Origin of the sequence: Streptomyces sp. NBC_01233 (assembly GCF_035989305.1) — a bacterium.
Taxonomy (GTDB): Bacteria; Actinomycetota; Actinomycetes; order Streptomycetales; family Streptomycetaceae; genus Streptomyces.
This window is the reverse complement of the sequence record NZ_CP108514.1, coordinates 795,956-816,800: the sequence shown is the minus strand read 5'-3', so window position 1 is coordinate 816,800 and position 20,845 is coordinate 795,956. Positions and strand designations below refer to the sequence as shown.

The following is a 20,845-nucleotide window of genomic DNA, read 5'->3' as shown; positions in this document are numbered from 1 at the left end:
GGCCCCCCCATTTTAGTTTTTGAACGTGATCAGGTTTGACGCCCGCTCAGAGTACATACGTGCGATGTTTCTGGCGAGGGCTTTCCCCGGTGAGGTGATCAAGGTGGCCGGCCACGCCGTCCGGCGGCCTTGGTCGTTCGCGCGCCCACACCGCCCGGCAGGTCCTACGTCGCGCGGAGTTCCTCCACGCGCTTCTCGATCGCGGTGATCAGCGCCTCCACCCTGGCGAGGAAGATCTGCTCGTCCGTCACCTCGGCGAGCTGCGTGCTCAGTCGGGTGATGTTCGGGAACCCCTCCGCGTCGACCAGGCGGTACTCGCGGCTCCACGAGGACTCGTCGGCCGCCCGGATGTCCGGGTCGAACAGCAGGTAGGCGGCGCGCTGGCCGACGTACGCGAGGAGCGAGTCGCCGACCATGCGGTAGTGGACGGCGGCCTCGGCGCCGTCGAGCCCGGCCTCCATGACGGCGCCGAGGATGAGCTCGACCACCCGGAACTCGTTGGGCCGCCGGGTGGTCCGGCTGGCCATGGTCGATCCGACCACCGGGTACTTCAGCGCCACCTCCAGTGAGCCGTCGGCGAGCGCCCGCAGCCGGCCCTTCCAGTCGAGCCCCTCGGGGATGCTGTCGAGCACCTCGCCGAGCGTGCGGTCGGCGACGGACAGCAGCAGCTCGTCCTTGTCGCGGAAGTGCCGGTAGATCGCGGTCGGGTCGGCGCCGAGCTCCTCGCCGAGGCGCCGGACGGTGAACGCGTCCTCACTCCCGCGGGCCGCGATGCGCAGGCTCGCTTCGATGATCGCGTCGGGTGTGAGCTGGCTGCCCGCGCGCTTGGACCGGGCGGGTGCGTCGGATGGCTTCGGCATGGTGGGGCCAGTGTAACGATGTGGATCAGAGGCGGCGCAACACCGTTGACAACAATGTTGCGCTCCCGTTCACTCCTCCTCAACAAACAAGACGTGCGGGTCTGCCCGCCGAGCCGGAGGATGCGTCGATGTCCAACAACAGGCAGCGGGCCGACACCGTATTCGTGGGCGGGAAGGTCTTCACCGCGACCGGGCCGGCCCCGGTCGACGCCGCCGTCGCCATCGGGGGCGGACGGATCCTCGCCGTCGCCGACGACGCCACCGTGCGCTCCCTCGCAGACGCGGACACCGAGGTGGTCGACCTCGCGGGCGGACTGCTCGTTCCGGGGTTCCAGGACGCCCACGTCCACCCGGCGGTGGCCGGCGTGCAGATGCTCAGCTGCGACCTCGGCGAGGAGCGGTCCATCGACGGCTACCTGGCGGTGGTGGCCGCGTATGCAGAGGAGCACCCCGAAGCGGCCTGGATCCGCGGCGGCGGCTGGTCCATGGACGTCTTCCCCGGGGGCACGCCGACGCGCGCCATGCTCGACGCGGTGGTGCCGGACCGGCCCGTCATGCTCACCAACCGGGACGGCCACGGCGCCTGGGTCAACACCCGCGCACTCGAACTCTCGGGCGTCGACCGCACCACCCCCGACCCGGTGGACGGCCGGATCGAGCGGGACGCCGACGGAACCCCGGCCGGCACCCTCCAGGAGGGCGCCATGGACCTGGTGGCCCGCCACGTGCCGATCGCGACGCCCGACGAGGCGCACGCCGGCCTCCTCGCCGCGCAGGAGCACCTCTTCTCCCTCGGCGTGACCAGCTGGCAGGACGCCATGATCGGCGCCTTCCCCGGCAACCCCGACAACTACGGGGTCTACCTGCGGGCGGCGCGCGAGGGCTCCCTGCGCGCACGCGTCGTCGGCGCCCTGTGGTGGGACCGCGAACGCGGCCTGGAGCAGATACCCGAACTGGAGGAGCGCCGCCGCACCGGACAGGTCGGCCGGTTCAACGCCACCAGCATCAAGATCATGCAGGACGGCATCGCCGAGAACTTCACGGCCGGCCTGCTGGAGCCCTACCTCGACGGCTGCGGCTGCGCCACCGCGAACTCCGGACTGAGCTTCATCGCACCGGAACTGCTCACCGAGGCGGTGTCCCGGCTCGACCGCTCCGGCTTCCAGGTCCACTTCCACGCACTCGGGGACCGCGCCGTGCGCGAGGTGCTCGACGCACTCGCCGCGGCCCGGGCGGCCAACGGCGCCAACGACAACCGCCACCACCTCGCCCACCTGCAGATCGTCCACCCCGACGACATCGGGCGCTTCGCGAGCCTGGGAGCGGCCGCGAACATCCAGGCGCTGTGGGCCGCGCACGAGCCGCAGATGGACGAGCTGACGATCCCCTTCCTGGGACCCGAACGGGCCGCCCTCCAGTACCCCTTCGGGGACCTGCAGCGGGCCGGCGCCCGCCTCGTCGCCGGCAGCGACTGGTCGGTGAGCAGCCCCAACCCGCTGTGGGGCATCCACGTCGCCGTCAACCGCGCCGTCCCCGACGAGGACCCCGACGCGTCCGGGACCTTCGAACCCCTGGCTCCCTTCTTCCCGGAGCAGGCGCTGACCCTCTCCCAGGCACTGACCGCCTACACCGCGGGCAGCGCCTGGGTGAACCACCTCGACGAGGCCACCGGCACCGTCGAGGTGGGCAAGTACGCGGACCTCGTCGTCCTCGACCGGGATCCCTTCGCCCACCCCAGCGAGGAGATCGCCGAGACCCGGGTCCTGCGGACCTACCTCGACGGCGAACTCGTCTTCGCCGCGACGGACTGAGCACCGGAGCCCTGCGCACCCGCGCTCACCTGCGCACTGAGCACCCGCGCACCGGCACACCGATCACGGACTGCCGGCGGACAGGGCAGTCACCGGCCGGGCCGCCACCGGCCGAGCAGCACGAACCCCACCACGCTCACCCCTCAGGGAGCCAGACGATGTCATCAGCCACATCGGGATCGCCGTACCACCGACGCAGCCGGATCCGCCACGCCCTGGCAGCCGCCCTCGCGGCGGCCGCGGTGCTCGTCAGCACCGCGTGCAGCGGCACCGCGGACCAGGGGAAGGGCGCGACCACCGCCTTCCAGCTCACCGACAAGACGCCCGACCCCGCCGGCGACGTGGACTCGTTCACCTGGTCGACCTACGCGGAGCCGACCACGATCGACTACGCCCACTCGTTCGACTTCCCGCCGAACCAGATCCTCGCCAACGTCTGCGAGAGCCTGCTCCGCTGGAACCCCGACCTGACGACCTCGCCGAACCTCGCGTCCTCGTACACCAACCCCACCCCCACCACCTGGGTCTACCAGATCCGCCCCGGAGTGCGCTTCCACGACGGGACGACGCTCACCGCCGACGACGTCGTGGCCTCGCTGCGCCGCAACCTCGACCCGCAGACGGCCAGCGTCTGGGCCAACCCCTTCCGCAACGTGAAGTCGGTCGACCGGACCGGGCCGTTGGAGGTCACCGTCACCCTCGCGCGGCCCGATTCCACCTTCAACAAGTACCTCGCCGCGGGCCCCGGCACCGTGGAATCCGCCGCCACCCTCGCGAAGTCAGGCAACGACTACGGCAGCCCCCAGACCGGTGTGAACTGCACCGGCCCGTTCTCCTTCGGCTCCTGGGCCTCCGGCCAGTCGCTCACGCTCAAGCGCTTCGACGGTTACTGGAACCCCGCGCTCAAGGCCAAGTCCGGCCAGGTGAAGTTCGTCTTCCTCGGCGACGCGACGACCCGGGTCAACGCCTTCCAGAGCGGTGAGGTCGACGGCGGCTGGATGGTCCCGCCGAACGCGTACGCCCAACTGCGCGACACCCAGGCCGGATCGCTCTACTTCGGCCGCAACACCACCGTCGCCGACGAGGTGGTCAGCAACCTCAAGGGCCCGCTGGGCGACGTCCGGGTGCGCCAGGCCCTCCTCATGGCCATCGACCGCGAGGGCATCCTCAAGGCCGGCGCCGGCGGGGTCGGCGAGGTGGCGCACTCCCTGGTCACCGACAACCTCTGGAACGACGCGCCCGACGCGACCCGCGACGCGATCCGCAAGGACGTCCCCACGTACCCGTACGACCCGGCCAAGGCCAAGGCGCTCGCCGCCGAAGCCGGAGTGAACGGTCAGAAGATCGTGATCGCGACCAGTCCGCTGGACTCCCAGACGACGATCATCACCCAGGCCGTCGCCCAGGCCGCCACGGCCATCGGCCTGAAGCCGCAGATCGACTCCGTCTCCGCGGAGAAGTACACGACGCTCTTCACCGATCCGGCCGCCCGCGAGGGCATCGACCTCTTCCTCACCTTCTGGAACACCTCCATCACCGACCCGCTGGACATGTACGGCGCCCTCCAGACCGGCGCGTTCAGCAACTACGGCGGATGGTCCGACCCCGCCTTCGACGCGGCCGTCGACAAGGCGGTCGCGAGCTACGACCCCGTCGAGCACACCGCCGCGAACGCCGAGACCCAGCGGATCGCCCTGCGGGAACTGCCCTGGCTGCCCCTCTACACCCAGCCCGTGAGCGTGTTCCTCGGCAAGCGGATCACCGGTGTCCAGCCGTCCATCGCCTACCTCTACTACCCGTGGGCGGCCGAGATCGGGGCGAAGGGATGACGGTCGCGGTGGCACGGGCCGGACGGGTGCTGCGCAAGCTGGCCGGCATGGCGGCGACCCTGCTCGTCACCTCCTTCCTCGTCTTCTCCTCGCTGTTCCTGGCGCCGGGGGACCCCGCCTCCTTCCTCGTGAAGGGGCGCAGCCCCAGCCCGCAGGAACTCGCCGAGATCCGCCGCCAGTACGGCTTCGACGAGCCGTTCCTGGTCCGGTACTGGAACTGGCTGGAGGGCGTCCTGCACGGGGACTTCGGCCGCTCCCACCTCTTCCACCAGGACGTCTCCTCGGTCATCTGGTCGCGGCTGCCCGCGTCCATGCTGCTGATCGGCGTATCGGCCCTGATGATCGCGGTGGTGGGCATCGGATCCGGCGCCGTGGGCGCACTGCGCCGGGGCACGCGGACCGACCGCACCCTGATGCTCCTGGTGACCGTGGGCGCCGCCGCGCCCGCCTTCGTCGCCGCGCTCCTCCTCCGATCGGTACTGGGCGTGCAGCTGGGCTGGTTCCCGACGATCGGGAACGGCACCGGCGTCCTGGACCGCCTGCACCACGTGGCGCTCCCGGCCGCGGCCCTGTCCGTGACCTTCGTGGCGCTCGTGACCCGCGTGACCCGCTCGGCGATGCTCGACGAACTGCGCCGCGAGCACGTCGAGGTGGCCCTCAGCCGGGGGACACCCCGACGGACCGTCATCCGGCGGCACGTCCTGCGCAACGCGCTGGGACCGATCGTGACCGTCTCCGCGCTCCTGGTCTCGGGGATGCTGGTCAGCACGGCGATCGTGGAGACCGCCTTCGGGATGTCCGGAGTGGGTTCCCTGCTGGTGCAGTCGGTGGACCAGCTGGACTTCCAGGTCGTCCAGGCGATCGTCCTGCTGGTGGTGGCCGCGTTCGTCGTGGTCAACGCCCTCGTCGACCTGGTGCACCCGCTGATCGATCCGCGCATGGCCGCGGCGGGGAGCGCCCGATGACCGCACACACCGCACAGACCGCACAGACCGAGCCGACCGCACGGGCCGCGGCCGCGGCCAAGGACCGCCGCCGGCTGACCCGGCTCCGGGCCCTCGGCGGCAGCCGGCTCCAGCAGGGCTGCCTGCTGCTCCTCGTCGGATTCGTCCTGGTGGCGCTGCTGGCGCCGTGGCTCGCCCCCCAGGACCCGACCTTCGGCCGGCTCGGCGACACCCTCCTGGGCCCGAGCGCCGACCACTGGCTGGGCACCGACCAGGGCGGCCACGACACCTTCTCGGCGTTGATCGCGGGTACCCGGACCAGCCTCGCCGGACCCCTCGCGGTGGTGCTGTTCTCCACCCTCCTGGGTACGGCGGTCGGCCTGTTCACCGCCTGGCGCGGCGGATGGATCGACACCGTGACCGGCCGGGTGCTCGACGTCGTGTTCGCCTTCCCCGCGCTGCTGCTGGCGATCCTCGCGGTGGCCCTCTTCGGCAAGGGGATGACGGCACCGGTCCTCGCCATGGCGATCGCCTACATGCCGTACACCGCCCGGCTCGTGCGCGGCCTCGCCGTCCAGGAGAAGGCCCGCCCCTACATCGCCGCCTACCAGGTCCAGGGCCACTCGGCCCTGTTCGTGACGGTCCGCAGGATGCTGCCCAACATCGCCCCGACCCTGCTCGCCCAGTCGACGGTGAACTTCGGGTACGCCCTGCTCGACCTCGCCGCCCTCTCCTTCCTGGGCCTCGGCGTACAGCCGCCGACGCCCGACTGGGGCGCCATGATCAACCAGGGTCAGGCGGCCGTGCTGCAGGGGCAGCCGCTGTCCGCGATCGCGCCGGCCGTGGCGGTGGTCCTGGTGGTCGTCGCCTTCAACGTCGTCGGGGAGAACCTCGGCGACCGGCTCGCGGGGAGGGACTCCTGATGACACTGCTCGCCTACGAAGACCTCAGCGTCTCGTTGCCCGCCATGGCCCGCCCGATCCTGGACGGCGTCGCCCTGCGGGTCTCCGCCGGGGAGGTCGTCGCGCTGGTCGGCGAATCCGGCTCGGGGAAATCCGTCACCGCCCGCGCCGCCCTCGGCCTGTTCCCGGCGGGAGCCGAAGTCGGCGGCCGGGTGCGCGTCGACGGGACCGACCTGGTCGGCGCCGACACCGCGAGCCTGCGCGACGTACGGACCAACAAGGCGGCGATGATCTACCAGGATCCGCGGGCCGCCATCAACCCGGTCCGCCGCGTCGGAGACTTCCTCACCGAGCCGCTGCGCCTGGTCCACGGCTGGTCCAAGGCCCAGGCCGACGCCCGGGCGGCCGAACTCCTCGGCGCGGTGGGCCTGCCCGACCCCGCCCGGCACCTGAACCAGTACCCGCACGAGCTCTCCGGCGGAATGCTCCAGCGCGTCGTGATCGCCGCCGCCCTCACCGCGGAACCCCGGCTGCTGCTGTGCGACGAGCCGACCACCGCACTCGACGTCAGCACCCAGGCCGAGATCCTCGCCATCCTGGGAGGGCTCCAGCGCGAACGCGGCCTCGGCCTCCTCCTGATCACCCACGACATCGAACTCGCCGCCGCGGTCAGCGACCGGATCTACGTGATGTACGCGGGCCGGATCGTCGAGACCGCGCCCGTGGGGGAACTCTTCGCCTCGCCCCGCCACCCCTACACCGCCGGCCTGCTCGGTTCCTCACCGCCGCTCGACGGCCCGCTCGGCCGCCTCACCCCCATCCCCGGCGCCCCGATGGGCCTGCTGGAGTCCGCTCCCGGCTGCGCCTTCGCGCCCCGGTGCCGCTTCGCCGAACCCGGCCGCTGCGACCAGTCCCCGCCCCTGCTGCAACGGCACGGCCCGGCCGAGGTCGCGTGCCACCGCACGGCCGAACTGGCCGCGGCGCCGGCGCCTTCCCTCGCATCCTGCACGGAGGACAGTTGACCACCGACCCCGCCGCAGCCCTCCTCCAGGTGAGCGGCCTGCGCAAGACCTACCGGACCGGCGGCGCCGTGGTCGTCGCTGTCGACGACCTGTCGTTCACCCTCAGGGCGGGCGGTGCCCTCGGCATCGTCGGCGAGTCCGGTTCCGGGAAGACCACCACGGCCCGGATGCTGATCGGCCTCGAACGCCCCGACGCGGGCCGGATCCTCGTCCAGGGCGAACCGCTGGCCGCGGCCGTACGGGGGAGAGCGGCGCGGCTGGCCCGGGCCAAGGCCGTCCAGATCGTCTTCCAGGACCCGTACCTCTCCCTGGACGCCCGGATCAGCATCGGCGCGACGATCGACGGCGTGCTCCGGCTGCACGGGACCCGCGACCGCGCGGCACGGGCCGACCGGGTCGGGGAGCTGCTGGCCCAGGTCGGCCTCGGCGACCGCGAGGCGGCCGCCCTGCCCCGCCGCCTCTCGGGCGGGCAGCGCCAACGCGCCGCGATCGCCCGGGCGCTGGCGGTCGAACCCGCCGTCCTGGTGCTCGACGAGGCGGTGTCGGCCCTGGACGTCTCCGTACAGGCACAGGTGCTCAACCTGCTGGCGGACATCCGGCGCGACACCGGTATCGGCCTTGTCTTCGTCAGCCACGACCTGGCCGTCGTCCGCTACGTCTGCGACGAGGCCCTCGTCATGTACCGGGGCCGGACCATGGAGCACCGCCCGGTCTCCGAGCTGCTCACCTCGCCCCGGGACCCCTACACCCGGCTGTTGCTGGCGTCGGTACCCCGGCCGGGCTGGGACCCCGACTCGATCAGCCGGCGCCGGCGCCGCCTTGACCCGTTCACGGGGGGAGTCCACCGGCCGGCGGCGGCGACGTAAGAGGCGGCCGGGGAATCCGTACGGGGGATTTCCGGTGCCGGTCGTCGCCGGGCGCCGGATTGTGCCCCACCATCGGCGGATCGACCCCGGCCCGGGAGGACCCCATGAGCACCCCGTACGCGTCCGCCGCTCCGTACTACGTCCGCTACCGGCCCGCGTACCCGGCGGAGTTCTACGAGCTGCTCGCGGACCGGTTCGCGCTCGACGGCTCGCAGACCGTACTGGACCTCGGCGCCGGGCCGGGCCCGATCACCCTGGCCCTGGCTCCGCTGGCCGACCAGGTCTACGCCGTCGACCCGGAGCCGGCCATGCTCGCCGAGGGGGCCCGGCTCGCCGAGGAGCGGGGCCTGACCAACACCTCCTGGCTGGCGGCCGACGCCGCCGGCATCGGCCGGCTCTGTCTGCCCCGGATCGACCTGTGCGTCATCGGCCGGGCCTTCCACCTGATGGACCGGACGCGGGTGGCGGCCGAGCTGGACGGGGTACTCGCGCCCCGGGGCGGGATCGTCCTCGTCGACTGCGTACCCCGGCCGGACGTCCCGGGTCCGGCCTGGGCGGCGGTCGCCGAGGAGGTGTGCGCACGATTCCTCGGACCCGGCCGCGGCAGGGCGGCCGACTGGGACGACGTGGACCGGTCGGGCGAGGCGGAGGACTCGGCGCAGTCGCAGGGCGCGGAGGGTCCGGAGGGCGCGGAGGTCTCCGAGGACCATCTCGCCAAGTCGCCGTTCTCCCGCGTCGAGACCATCACCTGGGACCAGCGCCTGCGCCACACCGTGGACCAGGTGGCCGGCCTCCTGTTCTCCTGCCCCTCCTCCGCCCCGGCCCTCTTCGGCGACCGCAGGGCCGCGTTCGAGTCCGAGCTGCGGCACGCCCTGCTGGACCACGACCCCAGCGGCACCTACGCCCGGACGGTCCGCGTCCGGGCCCTCATCGCGACCAGGCCCCGGCCGTGACCGCAGCTGCTGCCACGACTTTCAGAGGGCCGGCAGGGGGTCGGCGGTGCCGGGGCAGGGCCCGTAGGACTCGTCGGTCGAGCTTGCGCTCGCCAGTATGACCAGGAGCCAGATGTAGCCGATGAGCGGGAGGACGGCTATGAGGACCATCCAGCCCGAGCGGCCGGTGTCGTGCAGGCGGCGCACGGTGACGGCGAGCGAGGGCAGGAAGGTGGCCAGCGCGTAGACCGTTTCCGGTACGGACGTGCCGAGGGCGTCGTCCAGGACGATGAGGGCGATCACGAGCCCGGTGTCGATCAGCCAGAACATCCAGAACTCGCGGCGCGTGGCCCTGCCGCTGAAGACGGCGTACTTCTTGAGGACATCGGTGTAGTAGTGCATGAGTTCCCCCGGGAGCAGAACGAAAGGGCGGGCCTCGTCCGGAGCGGAGCCGGCCAAGGACTCGGACGCCAGGTCGAGGAACGCCCCCCGTCAAGCAGGGTTCGCGCGGCATCGCTCCAGGTCAGCCCCGCCCTCGGGCATCGCCGGGCACCGCCGGCCGCCTCAGCCGTCGAGCCCGGGGAGCGCGGTGAGCAGTTCGCGCTCGCGGGCCGTGCTCAGGCCGGCCCGGCGGGCGCGGTCCAGTCCCTCGGTGCGTTCCCACTGCAGGAGGGCCTCCAGCATCTCCACGCGCGGGCGGTGGCGCAGCCCGGCCGCACCCGCCGCGGCCCCGCTGCGCGCCGAGAAGCCCGCCCACTGCGGATCCGTCATCCACATGGCCATCGACTCGGGACCCATGAACGGCCCGACCCCCTGGTCGAGGAGCCACTGCGGGTCCGCCGTAGCCACCGGTCCGGTGTGGCCGGCCACGCGCCGCGACAGGTCGACCCACTCGTCGAAGGGGACGACGGGTCCGACGGCGTCGAAGGTCCCGGTGGCGCCCTGCTGCGCGAGGTCCAGCAGCCAGCCCGCGAGGTCGCGCACGTCGACCGCCTGGGTCGGCGGGCCGGGGGAGCGGGGTACGAGCATGGGCTGGTCGACCTCGCGGGCGGAGCGGGCCACCCAATAGCCCGAACGCCCGCTGTGGTCGCCGGGTCCGCCGATCAGACCGGCCCGGGCGACGACGAGCCGGTCTCCGACCGCCGCGCGCGAAGCCGCCTCGCACGCGACCTTGGCCTCGCCGTATTCGTTCCGTTCCGCGTACGGGCTCTCGGTCGGCGCCAGCAGCGCGGCCGACTCGTCGGCGCCGACCGTGCCCTGGTCGGCGTAGGCACTGACGGAGGAGACGTACGTCCAGTGCCGGGCCCGCCCCGCCAGGGCGCGGAGCGCGCCGCGGACGAAGGCCGGCTGCCACGACACCTCGATCACGGCGTCCCAGTCGCGGCCGAGGAGTCCGGCGTAGGCGGAGTCCTGCTTCCGGTCCGCCGCCACCAACCGTGCGCCGGGGACGACGGCCCCGCTCTCGCCGCGTGCCAGGCACGTGACCTTGTGCCCGCGCCCCAGCGCCTGCCGCGTGACCTCACGACCCAGCCACGCCGTCCCGCCCAGCATCAGAAGATCCATTCACCCAGTCCAGCACATCGGGAGCGGTGAGCGGCCCGGGGTTCGCGCTCGGCGAAGGAGGGAGCGCGCGGTACGGATCCGGCCGGGCCGGGCCGGCGCCGTTGACCATGTGGCAGGGGCATGGAAATCTCATTCCTGACAACGGAGATGGCCTCAGCGGGGATCTGAGGTCACGCCGCCACGGGCGCGGGGCCGTCTCCGAGGGCGGCGGCGAGGAGATCGAAGAGGTGCGCCGCCTCCGGGGCCAGGGCGGCGGTGATCCGGTCGTTCGAGTGTCCCGTCAGGGTGAGCTCCTGGATGCGCCGGAACAGCAGGCGATGCGCCGCGGCGAGGAGGGCGGCCGCCGCCCGGGGGTCGACGTCCGGGGCCGTGCCGGGGGTGAGGTCGGCCAGGGCCGCCGCGAGGGCCTCTTCGCGCTGCTCGTGGAGTTCGCGCAGCCGGGAGGTGAGCGTGGGGCTCTCCGCGATCATGCGGGCGAACTCGGGACCGGCGAACCCTGCGACGGGGTCGTGGCCTTCGAGAGCCGTGTGGAACTCCCGCCGCAGCGCCGCCACGACGGGCTCCCCCTCGGCCCGCGCCGTGACGGCGCGGGCCAGGCTCCGGGTGAACTCCTCGTGGTGGTCGAGGGCCATGTCCTCCTTGCGCGCGAAGTAGTTGGTGACCGTCTTCTTGGCGACGCGCGCCGCGGTGGCGATCTCGGCGATGGTCGTCGGCTCGAAGCCCTGCTCGATGAAGAGCCGGGTGGCGTGGTCGGAGATCAGCTGTCGTGTCTCCTGCTTCTTGGACTCGCGGAGCCCCATCTCGGTACCCATGCGAAAATCTTACACCCGTTGTAAAAATATCCTTGACCGGGCGAACGGGTCCTGCTTAAAGTTACGTCCATCGCAAAAATCGCCCGGACGGAAGATGATTCCGAACGGAAGATGCCGCGCACCCGCCGCACTTCGTCCCGAGGAGCCGCCGTGAACGTCACCACCTCCACCCTCTCCCTGACCGTCGCCGACGTGGACGCCTCCCGCGACTTCCTCTGCACCCACCTCGGCTACCAAGTGGCCGTCGCCGCCGACGGCTTCGCCTTCCTGACCCGCGGCGACGCCGCCGTGGACATCGTCCTGCTCCGTCTGGGCACCGAGGTCCTCCCGGCCGACCAGCGCGACCGGCGGGCGGGCGGCCTGATCCTCGCGCTCACGGTCGCCGACATCGAGGCCGAGGAGGCACGGCTGCGGGGTGCGGGCGCGCCCATCACCATGCCGCTGCGCGAAGAGCCCTGGGGCGAGTGTCTCTTCCAGATGACCGACCCGAACGGAGTCGTCGTCCAGCTCGTCGAATGGAACACCGAAATCCCCGCCGACCCCGCGCAGTGAGCGCATCACGGCAGTACGGCGTGGCGGCGTCGCGGCGCGGCGGCGTCACGCCGTGCGTCCGTGGCCGTCAGGCGTCGCGTTGCATGCAGACGCGGGGCCACCGGTCCAGGCCGTGTTCCGACTCGCGGGCGCGGATCTCCCGCAGGCCCGGCGTGAGCCCGCCGTCGTCCAGCAGCCGGAAGCCACAGCGTGCGTAGTACGGGGCGTTCCACGGCACTTCGGTGAAGGTGGTGAGCGTCAGGGCGGGCACCCCTTCGCGCGCGGCGAGCCGGGCCAGGTGCTCCAGCAGGGACCGGCCGATACCGCGGCGCGCGCGGTCCGGGTGTACGGACACCTGCTCGACGTGGAGGTTGCCGTCGATGCGGTCGGCGATCAGGTACGCGACCGGGGCATCGGCCGCGTCGACCGAGACCCAGGCCATCCCGGACCGCTGGTACCGGCCGAGCTCGCCGAGCGTCAACGGCTCGTCGTCGGCGATCTCCGGCATGCCGATGTCCCGGAAGCAGATCCCGGCGGCCCTCTCGATGTCCTGGAGGACGGTCAGTTCGTTCACGTGTGCTGTGCGAATGGGCATGGGCGCATTGTCGGTGGACGGGGCGTCCGAGGGCACCTGGGTATCGACGCCTCGATGCGACGCCGGTAACCGGTCGGCCCGGGCCGGCGGTTGTGCTCCGTCCGAGTTCTCTTGGGGTGCAGTTCGGCCCCAGAGCCGAGTCCATGATCATCATTTTGGCTCTCCATCGGTTTGATACGGCTATGCGACGAATGCGACGGACACAACCGACCAAGGCGTGGGGCGCCGTGGCTGCGGTGACGGGGGCCATGCTGGTCGTCGCCGCAGCGCCGGGCCGGGCGCCCGATGCGGACACGACGGAGCGGACCCTCGGCGGTCCGCCGCGGGAAGCGGCGGTCACCCTGCTGGTCGGGAGGGTGCTGGAGGAGGGTCACGAGGCGGGCGGGGAACGGTGCGCGGTACGCATGTTCCGGCCCGGACTGTGCAGCGGCTGGCAGCAGCAGCGGGTGCTCGCCACCGCGCGCGGAGTGGGGTCCGTACTGAAGGAGCCCGCCCTGCGCGAGGGCGACGCGGCGCGCGCCGCCCGGCAGGGGGTGCTTCCCACGGACGCCGGCGGGCCGCTCGAAATCACCCTCGCCGACACCGGCCGCCTCACCGACGTCACCGTGCAGGACCGGCGCGGCCGCCATCTGGCCGGTGAGCTCGGCCCGCACAGTGAGCGCTGGGCGAACACCGAGCCGCTGCGCGCGGGGGAGACCTACACCGTGCACGTCGGAGCCCAGGACGCGGGCGGCACCCCGGTCGGCGTGACCATGGCCTTCCGGACCGCGCCGCCCGCGGACGGGGGCAGGCTCACGGCCGAGTTCGGGCCCGGCCCCGGCACGTACGGGGCCGGCGAGATCGTGACCGCCTCCCTCAGCAGGCCGGTGCCCGCCGACGACCTCCCGGCCCGCGCCCGCCTGGAACAGGCGCTGCAGGTGACCTCGGAGCCCCACGTCGAGGGCGCCTGGCACTGGGTCGACGACTCGACCCTGCACTACCGGCCGCGCACGTACTGGCCCGCGCACACCGTGGTCCGCGTGCGCAGCGGACTCGACGGGGTCGAGGTCGGGGACCACGGCTACGGAGGCCCCTCCGAGGACGTGCAGTTCACCATCGCGGACCGGATCGAGGCCGTCACCGACTCCGCCACCCACCGGATGACCGTACGCCGCAACGGGCGGGTCATCAGGACGATCCCGGTGACCACCGGCAAGGCGGGCTTCAGGACCCGCAGCGGCATCAAGGTCGTCCTGCGCAAGGAGCCCAAGGTCCGGATGCGCGGGGACACGGTCGGCATCCGGCGCGGCACCAAGGAGTTCTACGACCTGCCCGTCCTCTACGCGACGCGCGTGACCTGGAGCGGCGAGTACATCCACGCCGCGCCCTGGTCGGTCGAGGCGCAGGGCGAGGAGAACGTCAGCCACGGCTGCACGGGCATGAGCACCGAGGACGCCGCCTGGTTCTTCGACACGGTCCGCGAAGGCGACATCGTGGAGGTGGTCAACAGCGGCGGAGCGAAGATGGCCCCCTTCGACAACGGCTTCGGCGACTGGAACGTGGACTGGCGGACCTGGCTGGCGGGCAGTGCCCTCGCGGACGTGGAGGGAGACCGGCAGGGTTCACCGCCCTCCCCGTCCCGGCTGCACCCGACCACCTGACCGCGGCCTGCCCTACGATCACCACATGATCAAAGGAGTGATGTTCGACTTCTCCGGCACACTGCTGCGCATCGAGTCGACCGAGGAGTGGCTGGCCGCCGCCCTCGCGGCGACCGGCATACCGCTGGCCGACGAGGAGTTCGGCGAGACGGCGCGGCGGCTGACGGAGTACGGCGCACTGCCGGGCGGGCCGGCGCCCCGGCAGGTGCCCGCACACCTCGAAACCCTCTGGCACGAGCGGGACATGAGCGCCGATCAGCACCGCGCCGCCTACGGCGGACTGGCCCGGGCGGCCGGTCTGCCGGCGCCGGAGCTGCTGCAGGCGCTGTACGACCGCCACATGAGCCCCGCCGCCTGGCGGCCCTACCCGGACACCGGACGGACCCTGCGCGAACTGCGGCGGCGGGGGCTGCCGGTGGCCGTGGTCAGCAACATCGGCTGGGACCTCCGCCCGGTCTTCCGCACGCACGGACTGGACGAGCTGGTCGACGCCTACGTGCTCTCCTTCGAGCTCGGCACGCAGAAGCCCGACCCGGAGATCTTCCGGGTCGCCTGCGCCCGGCTCGGACCGGCACCCGCCGACGTACTCATGGTCGGCGACGACCGCCACGCGGACGGCGGCGCTCGGGCACTGGGCTGCGCGGTGCACTTCGTGGACCACCTGCCGGTCGACCAGCGCCCCGCGGGACTGGAGCCGGTCCTCGACCTGCTCGGGACCCCGTAGCCGGCGGGAACGCCGCTCCGGCGGCCGGGGAAGCGTACGCGAAGACGATCGGCGGCATCGGCGGCATCGGCCGCATCAGCCGCTTTCCCGGCCCGGCCCTGCCCCGCCGTCGTCCACGTTCCACTCCCGCGGCAGTTCCCCGTCGCAGAAGACGCAGACGAAGTCCTCCTCCCGCACGATGTTCAGCTCCCGGCAGGAGGGGCACCGGCGGAACACCACCTCGTGGGTGAACCCGGGCGGGTACCCGATGCCGGCCGCGTCCAGCGCGTCCGCGACGGCCGTCCACGAATCGGCGTCCGGGCAGTAGCCCGTGGACTGGTTGCTTACCTCCCGCACCACCCACCGACCGGACTCCCGGCGGAAGCCGATCTCACCGGCGCCCCGGACCGGTCCACCGCCGGCGCACACCACGTGCTCACTGCGGCGCGGCGCAAGGCGCAGGACACCGGCGGTGTCGACGACGAAGGTGAAGGGCTTGGCGAGTTCCTCCGGCGCCAGCGCCGACGCCCAGTCGTCGAAGTCCGCCGCCGAGCGGACCCTCCGGCCCTCGCTCCCCGGCCGGACCAGCGCCCGCAGGTCAACCGGCCCCACGTACCGGTAGTTGCGCCCCCGCCCCTCCATGACCGTCAGCCTAAGAGGTCATCTCGTTTGGTTGCCTCGGTAGGCTGTGGGTCGTGGTGGGGATCGTTGAGCGGCTGGTGCCGGACGAGTTTGCCTGCCAGCGGCTGTCTACGCCATCAGCCACCAATTGAGATGTCGTCCAAACCCGCCCGCGGAACGCCCGCCGCGTGTGTCATCCTCGGGGCCAGGCCCGAAACCAGGCCCGAAACCAGGCCCGAGAGCAGGCCCGACGCCGACGACGGACTGGCCCTGAACCGTGCGCTGTGGGACGTGTGTGCCCGGATCCACGGCTCGACGCCCACCGACAGGTTCTACGACGTGGAGTCCTTCGTCGCGGGGCGTCAGCCCCTCTACGCCCTCGAACGGGAGCTGGCGGGCGACGTCACCGGCAAGGACCTGCTGCACCTGCAGTGCCGCTTCGGAATGGACACGCTGAGCTGAGCCCGGCTGGGAGCCCGGGTCACCGGGGTCGACTTCGCGCCGGCGGCGGCCGAGCGGGCCCGGCTGCTGGCCGGCCGTACCGGTCTCGACGCCACCTTCGTCGAAGCCGACACCCGGCGGCTGTCCGAGACCTTGGCCGCCGGCTCCGACCTGGTCGTCGCCACCTACGGGGTGCCCTGCTGGATCGCCGACCCGGACGCCTGGATGCGCGGTGCGGCGATGGCGCTGCGCCCCGGAGGCAGTCTGGTCCTCGTCGATCTGCATCCGGCGTTCCGGACGGTCGCCGCCATCGATCCGCTGGTCGTCGACTGGCCCTACGGCGGTGGCGAGCCGCACCGCGAGACGGTCACCAGAACCTGCGCCGAACCCGGGCAGAGCCTGCCGGCGCAGGACACCGTCCAGTACCCGTACTCGCTCGGTGAGATCGTCACCTCGGCCGCGTCCGCGGGCCTCACGGTGAAGCACCTGGGCGAACACGTCGCCGCCGAGTTCGACCCGCGCGCCATCCTGCCCGGGGGCCGGGACGGCCGGTACCGGTTCCCTTTCGGGGATTCCCACCCTCCCGTCCTGTACTCCCTGCGCGCCGTGTCACCGGACCCGCACCCTTCCTAGGGGCCGGGTCGTCTCACATGTGGCCGTAGTACCGGGAGTACTGGTCCAAATAGGTCGGCTCGCCGGTGTACTTGATCTCGTCGAACTCGGGCGCGTGCTTGATCTGGTCCTTGGTGCGGTTGACGTAGACCTTCTTCTCGGCCGTGTCGATGCGCTGGATGATGCCGGCCGGGAGCAGTACGTGTCTGCCGAAGATCCAGACACCCGTGTCCACGACGAGATGGGCGGCGTCGACGGCATCGGAGTGCTTGTCGACCTTTCCGATGCTGCCGTCGGTGGCCTCGACCTTGTAACCGACGAGGTCGAGGCCCGTCTGGTGGCCAGCGGTCGGGTGGTAGGCCCAGAACGCTTCCTCGGTCATGGCTCATACCTCTCCGTGCGGGGTGACCGCCCCGGGCGGGCGCGCGTCACCGTCTCCCGGGCGCCTCCCCGGATACGGCCGGCTCATGCACGGGACGCCGGCCCGGCCTCCAGCCGTGAGTTTCCGGCAACGCCGTCCGGGCAGGCGCCGGGACGGAACACGAAGGAAGGGGTCTGTCATGGACGACCAAGGCGGCGCGGGAGGCGTACCCCTGCACGGCCACGACGGCGAAGCCCGGCACCACGCGCCCGGCCGCGGACTGGCACACGGACCCGGGGCGAGGGCCCGGCCGGAAAGGAATCCGGGACCACGCGAGCCGCGGACACGGACGAGGTGAGCCGCCTCGACCGGCCGGTCGGCCCGACCGGAGCGGATGAACGGCCGACCCGCTGGAAGGGCCCCGCCGACTGACGCGCCCTTCACGAAGGGACGGCACGACGGAGAGCTGAAGTTTTGCCTGCGGCAGGTGCACGCCGAGTACGCGAGGGTAAACCCTTCATGACTTCGTTATGGCCCCCGTCTGCCTTCGGTTGAAGGGATGATCCCGCATGGTTCCTCGTTTTCGTCATTCCTCGACCGAAAATCCCTCCGATGTTACTGAAGGGGCGATGTCAGGCGGCCGGCGTGCGGTCGGCGATCCGGCGGTGGCGCGGGCCGTGGGGATGATCATGGCAATGACGCCGTGCTCGGCACGGGACGCCCGCGTCGTCCTCGCCTCGGCGGCCACGGCCGCCCATGTCACGGACGTCGAGCTGGCCGTGGCCATCGTCGCCGCCCCACAGGGGGTGGCGCTCCCCGCCCATGTCGAGCGGGCCCTGCGGCACGCGGTGGAATCCGCCCGCAGCCCGGTGTGCCCCGCGCCCGCAGCTGCCGCACCGGTGGCCATGCTCGCGAACCGGGCCCTGACCGAGAAGGTCCTCGCCCGTTTCCGGGCCTGCCGGGCGAGGCTGGGCGCGGAGCCCGGGAGCGAGGACGCGCGCCGGGAGATGGACGACGTGACGTACACCCTGTGCGTGCTGATGGGCCGGCTCCGCGCGCACGACGCCGTCACGGCCGCCCAGGACCGCCTCGACCTGTCCGCATAGCGCCGACGTAGCCCTGGGTACGGGCCCGGACACAGGCACCGGCAAGGCCGCGTAGCGGTGCGGCATGAGCCGCTTCCCTGCCACCGCGGACAGCAGGTGCGCCGCTGCGGTGACCACCGGTGCGCGGGCCGCGGGCGCCCTTGCCGGCCAGGGCCAGGGCCAGGGCCAGGGCCAGGGCCAGGGCCAGGGCCAGGGCCAGTGCCAGGGCCAGTGCCAGGGTCTCGGCTCCGGCCGGGCTGGACCCGAGCAGGTCGGCCAGGCCATCAGGGCACGGCGGACGGTGCGGGCCGCGATCAGCAGCACCGAGGCCAGAACATGACGGCGTCCACGCCGGCCGCGTGGGTCGGGAAGCGTTTCCAGACGGTCCCCGCCACCTGCGGAATCTCGCCGTGTTGACGCGAGGGCGACATGACCAGGCCGGCGGCGCCACATGAGGTCCCGTACCGCTGTGGTCGCACACCAAGCGCGCTCGCCGTCCCCTGTTCGGGGGAGCTGCAGTAACTCCGGTTGCCGATGTGGCAGAACGCGTCGGCGGGCAGCATGAGCAGCTGTCCGTGACGCGTGGAACAACCGGGGGAAGTCACATGACGACGCAGGATGTCGAACCGATCGAGGGCGGCGGCTTCGTGCCCCGCTGGGCACGGATCTCCGCCCACGCGGTCCCGCTGGTCGTGCTGCCGTCCGGGCTGTGGCGGGTCGCTCTGGTGCTCGGGCTCGTCGACCGCAACAGCGGTCACCACTGGCTTTCGTGGGAGCGGCCGTACGTCCTCTCCCTCACCGTGTTCTCGGAGTGCCTCGCGCTGCTCACCCTGGGGCTGGTGCGCCCGTGGGGCGAGGTGGTGCCCAGATGGGTTCCGGTGCTGGGCGGTCGGCGTATCCCGACAGCCGCCGCCGTCATCCCGGCCATGGCGGGCGCCACCGTGGTCACCGGGCTGTGTGCGTATGCCGGGCTCAACTACGTCTTCCACTTCGTCCAGCCGCTGAACGACACCGGCGAGACGTTCCCCACGAGTGGCCCGGAGATGTGGGCGCTGATGATCTGCTACGTGCCGCTCGTCGCCTGGGGGCCGTTGCTGGCCGCCGTCACGATCGCCTACCACCGGCGCAGGCGCAGCACCCGCTCCAGGGAAGTTCCGGTCTGTACGGGCCACGCCATGTCCCGCTGACGGAGGGTCCGCTGCGCGAGGTCGGCCGGCTGCCGCACGTGAAGCGCCTGGTCTGACCGGCGGCGCCAATGGATCACGCGAACCATGAAGCAGTCCTGCTGCGGGAGGGGAGGGCCGGGGCAGAACGCCCGCACCGTCGTCAGATCCGATCGCATGACTCGTCCCCTTCGGGGCAGGCGCGGACCAGCGGGTCCGGGCGAGGGCCGTCCGGACGACCTGGAATCCGGAGGCACACCATGGGACACGGCGGAGACGTGGTGCGGGAACTGACCGCCGACCACGACGAGGTGAAGGACTACTTCGTGCAACTGCGCACCGCCACCGACGGGGAGCGCAGGCGCGAGCTGGCAGACCTGCTGACCATCGAGCTCGTCCGCCACTCGGTGGCGGAGGAGGAGTACCTCTATCCGGCCGTCCGCGAGCATCTCGACGGCGGTGACCGCATCGCGGACAAGGAGATCGCGGACCATTCCCGGGCGGAGAAGCTGCTCAAGGAGCTGGAGCAACTGGATCCGACGGGTGCCGAGTTCAGCAGCCGCGTGGACGAACTGCGCATCGAGGTGCTCGCCCACATCAAGGACGAGGAGGAGAACCTCTTCCCGGCCCTGCGGCACAACTGCCCGCAGAGCGACCTGGACGACCTGGGCGACAGCGTCCGCCGCGCGAAGAAGCTGGCGCCGACCCGCCCGCACCCGGGCAGCCCGTCGACACCGCCGGCGAACAAGCTGCTCGCCCCGGGCCTCGGCCTGGTGGACCGCGCCCGGGACCTCGTCACCGGACGAGGCAGGACGACCTGAGCCGCCACGGACGACGGTGCCGGAATCGGCACCCGTCGCCGTCCGCGCTCCGACCGTCGGCGCCTCACGCCCCGTCGCGGGGTCCGATGACGCGGAGTCGCTCCAGGAGGTACAGGAACGCGTCGGCCAGGGGCGCGGCCCGGTGGTCGTCGTCCAGCCGCCGCCAGTCGATCTGCTCCCGCAGCATCCGCGCCATCGGCAGCAGGTCCCCGAAGTCGCAGTAGTGCTCGCACAGGGCCGCGAGCTTGCTGTCCATGAGGTCCGTGGGCGAGAGCACCGGCATCCACACCGAGTCCACCGGCAGCAGCACCGCCCGGTCCAGCAGCTCGCTGCTCACCGGACGTCTGGCGAGTTCGAAGATCAGGTCGATCTCCTCCCCTCCGGACCGGCCTTTCACCAGCCAGTCCTCGGGGGCGCGGCGCATCGGGATGCCGCCGTCCTCCAGGGCCTTGATCGCGGCCTCGGAGTCCTCGGGACGCACACAGAAGTCCGTGTCGTGCTGGAAATGGGCCGGCACGCCGTGCGCGAACGCGGCGACGCTGCCGGCGAGTGCGAACGGCTGCTCCGAGGCCTTGAGGAGCGCGGCCACCCGCTTGGTGGTTTCCAGAATGGCCTGCGTGTGGTCCTGCGGCAGCCGGGTCGTGTCCTCGGCCCGCAGATCCAGCTCTTCGGAGGGAGGCGCCTTCATGCGGCGCGCCTTACCGGTCGGGCGCCCGTCAAACCCGCCCGGG

Annotated in this window: 24 protein-coding genes; 16 read left to right on the top strand and 8 right to left on the bottom strand. The window is 72.2% G+C overall.

Annotated features, from left to right (window positions below; genetic code table 11):
* Window positions 1–164: 164 nt before the first annotated feature.
* A complete protein-coding gene (locus OG332_RS04160) occupies window positions 165–860 on the bottom strand; it encodes a TetR/AcrR family transcriptional regulator (protein WP_327412143.1) in 696 nt (231 codons plus the stop codon).
* 128 nt (window positions 861–988) lie between these two features.
* On the opposite strand from OG332_RS04160, the gene OG332_RS04155 reads away from it, so the two are divergent.
* From OG332_RS04155 to OG332_RS04125, 7 genes are all read left to right on the top strand, one after another.
* On the top strand, window positions 989–2,671 hold the full coding sequence (locus tag OG332_RS04155; protein WP_327412142.1) for an amidohydrolase: 1,683 nt from the start codon (window positions 989–991) through the stop codon (window positions 2,669–2,671).
* Window positions 2,672–2,829: 158 nt separating this feature from the next.
* Window positions 2,830–4,500 carry an ABC transporter substrate-binding protein gene (locus OG332_RS04150; protein ID WP_327412141.1) on the top strand — a complete coding sequence of 557 codons (1,671 nt, stop codon included), beginning with the start codon at window positions 2,830–2,832 and terminating at the stop codon, window positions 4,498–4,500.
* Window positions 4,497–5,465 carry an ABC transporter permease gene (locus OG332_RS04145; RefSeq protein WP_327412140.1) on the top strand — a complete coding sequence of 323 codons (969 nt, stop codon included), beginning with the start codon at window positions 4,497–4,499 and terminating at the stop codon, window positions 5,463–5,465. Before OG332_RS04150 ends, OG332_RS04145 begins: the two co-directional genes overlap by 4 nt.
* Window positions 5,462–6,367 carry an ABC transporter permease gene (locus tag OG332_RS04140; protein WP_327412139.1) on the top strand — a complete coding sequence of 302 codons (906 nt, stop codon included), beginning with the start codon at window positions 5,462–5,464 and terminating at the stop codon, window positions 6,365–6,367. Before OG332_RS04145 ends, OG332_RS04140 begins: the two co-directional genes overlap by 4 nt.
* Complete coding sequence (locus OG332_RS04135) at window positions 6,367–7,368, top strand: ABC transporter ATP-binding protein (protein ID WP_327412138.1); 1,002 nt, start codon at window positions 6,367–6,369, stop codon at window positions 7,366–7,368. Before OG332_RS04140 ends, OG332_RS04135 begins: the two co-directional genes overlap by 1 nt.
* Window positions 7,365–8,234 carry an ATP-binding cassette domain-containing protein gene (locus OG332_RS04130; RefSeq protein WP_327412137.1) on the top strand — a complete coding sequence of 290 codons (870 nt, stop codon included), beginning with the start codon at window positions 7,365–7,367 and terminating at the stop codon, window positions 8,232–8,234. Before OG332_RS04135 ends, OG332_RS04130 begins: the two co-directional genes overlap by 4 nt.
* A gap of 104 nt (window positions 8,235–8,338) precedes the next feature.
* Window positions 8,339–9,187, top strand: a complete 849-nt coding sequence (locus OG332_RS04125; RefSeq protein ID WP_327412136.1) for a class I SAM-dependent methyltransferase — start codon at window positions 8,339–8,341, stop codon at window positions 9,185–9,187.
* A 21-nt stretch (window positions 9,188–9,208) separates the two neighbouring features.
* Here the strand turns inward: OG332_RS04125 and OG332_RS04120 are convergent, their stop codons facing one another.
* The 3 genes from OG332_RS04120 to OG332_RS04110 all read right to left on the bottom strand — a co-directional run bounded on the left by OG332_RS04120 (window position 9,209) and on the right by OG332_RS04110 (window position 11,541).
* Window positions 9,209–9,568, bottom strand: a complete 360-nt coding sequence (locus tag OG332_RS04120) for a DUF805 domain-containing protein (RefSeq protein ID WP_327412135.1) — start codon at window positions 9,566–9,568, stop codon at window positions 9,209–9,211.
* 162 nt (window positions 9,569–9,730) lie between these two features.
* The gene (locus OG332_RS04115; protein WP_327412134.1) at window positions 9,731–10,729 is read right to left on the bottom strand and encodes an NAD-dependent epimerase/dehydratase family protein; all 999 of its coding nucleotides are present in this window, start codon (window positions 10,727–10,729) and stop codon (window positions 9,731–9,733) included.
* A gap of 170 nt (window positions 10,730–10,899) precedes the next feature.
* Window positions 10,900–11,541: a TetR/AcrR family transcriptional regulator gene (locus OG332_RS04110; RefSeq protein ID WP_327412133.1), complete on the bottom strand. Its 642-nt coding sequence runs from the start codon at window positions 11,539–11,541 to the stop codon at window positions 10,900–10,902.
* Between the two features lie 150 nt (window positions 11,542–11,691).
* Between OG332_RS04110 and OG332_RS04105 the strand changes: the two genes are divergently transcribed.
* The gene (locus tag OG332_RS04105) at window positions 11,692–12,093 is read left to right on the top strand and encodes a VOC family protein (protein ID WP_327412132.1); all 402 of its coding nucleotides are present in this window, start codon (window positions 11,692–11,694) and stop codon (window positions 12,091–12,093) included.
* 67 nt (window positions 12,094–12,160) lie between these two features.
* On the opposite strand, the gene OG332_RS04100 is transcribed toward OG332_RS04105, so the two are convergent.
* On the bottom strand, window positions 12,161–12,667 hold the full coding sequence (locus tag OG332_RS04100; protein ID WP_327412131.1) for a GNAT family N-acetyltransferase: 507 nt from the start codon (window positions 12,665–12,667) through the stop codon (window positions 12,161–12,163).
* 227 nt (window positions 12,668–12,894) lie between these two features.
* On the opposite strand from OG332_RS04100, the gene OG332_RS04095 reads away from it, so the two are divergent.
* On the top strand, window positions 12,895–14,307 hold the full coding sequence (locus OG332_RS04095) for a L,D-transpeptidase (RefSeq protein ID WP_327412130.1): 1,413 nt from the start codon (window positions 12,895–12,897) through the stop codon (window positions 14,305–14,307).
* 25 nt (window positions 14,308–14,332) lie between these two features.
* Window positions 14,333–15,031, top strand: a complete 699-nt coding sequence (locus OG332_RS04090; protein ID WP_327412129.1) for an HAD family hydrolase — start codon at window positions 14,333–14,335, stop codon at window positions 15,029–15,031.
* Window positions 15,032–15,106: 75 nt separating this feature from the next.
* Here OG332_RS04090 and OG332_RS04085 read toward each other — a convergent pair whose 3' ends face one another.
* On the bottom strand, window positions 15,107–15,652 hold the full coding sequence (locus OG332_RS04085; RefSeq protein WP_327412128.1) for a hypothetical protein: 546 nt from the start codon (window positions 15,650–15,652) through the stop codon (window positions 15,107–15,109).
* Between the two features lie 132 nt (window positions 15,653–15,784).
* On the opposite strand from OG332_RS04085, the gene OG332_RS04080 reads away from it, so the two are divergent.
* Together OG332_RS04080 and OG332_RS04075 are read left to right on the top strand one after the other, a co-directional pair.
* Complete coding sequence (locus OG332_RS04080) at window positions 15,785–16,093, top strand: hypothetical protein (protein WP_327412127.1); 309 nt, start codon at window positions 15,785–15,787, stop codon at window positions 16,091–16,093.
* Between the two features lie 6 nt (window positions 16,094–16,099).
* On the top strand, window positions 16,100–16,705 hold the full coding sequence (locus tag OG332_RS04075; protein WP_327419103.1) for a class I SAM-dependent methyltransferase: 606 nt from the start codon (window positions 16,100–16,102) through the stop codon (window positions 16,703–16,705).
* A gap of 13 nt (window positions 16,706–16,718) precedes the next feature.
* Here the strand turns inward: OG332_RS04075 and OG332_RS04070 are convergent, their stop codons facing one another.
* A complete protein-coding gene (locus OG332_RS04070) occupies window positions 16,719–17,066 on the bottom strand; it encodes a PRC-barrel domain-containing protein (RefSeq protein ID WP_327412126.1) in 348 nt (115 codons plus the stop codon).
* A 668-nt stretch (window positions 17,067–17,734) separates the two neighbouring features.
* On the opposite strand from OG332_RS04070, the gene OG332_RS04065 reads away from it, so the two are divergent.
* The 4 genes from OG332_RS04065 (at window position 17,735) to OG332_RS04050 (ending at window position 20,114) form a co-directional block, all read left to right on the top strand.
* A complete protein-coding gene (locus tag OG332_RS04065; RefSeq protein ID WP_327412125.1) occupies window positions 17,735–18,151 on the top strand; it encodes a DUF5133 domain-containing protein in 417 nt (138 codons plus the stop codon).
* Between the two features lie 64 nt (window positions 18,152–18,215).
* Entirely contained in the window at window positions 18,216–18,470 is a 255-nt protein-coding gene (locus tag OG332_RS04060) for a hypothetical protein (protein WP_327412124.1), read from the top strand.
* A 265-nt stretch (window positions 18,471–18,735) separates the two neighbouring features.
* On the top strand, window positions 18,736–19,317 hold the full coding sequence (locus OG332_RS04055; protein WP_327412123.1) for a hypothetical protein: 582 nt from the start codon (window positions 18,736–18,738) through the stop codon (window positions 19,315–19,317).
* 236 nt (window positions 19,318–19,553) lie between these two features.
* The gene (locus OG332_RS04050) at window positions 19,554–20,114 is read left to right on the top strand and encodes a hemerythrin domain-containing protein (RefSeq protein WP_327412122.1); all 561 of its coding nucleotides are present in this window, start codon (window positions 19,554–19,556) and stop codon (window positions 20,112–20,114) included.
* Between the two features lie 64 nt (window positions 20,115–20,178).
* Here OG332_RS04050 and OG332_RS04045 read toward each other — a convergent pair whose 3' ends face one another.
* Entirely contained in the window at window positions 20,179–20,802 is a 624-nt protein-coding gene (locus OG332_RS04045) for a nucleotidyltransferase family protein (protein WP_327412121.1), read from the bottom strand.
* Window positions 20,803–20,845 lie beyond the last annotated feature (43 nt).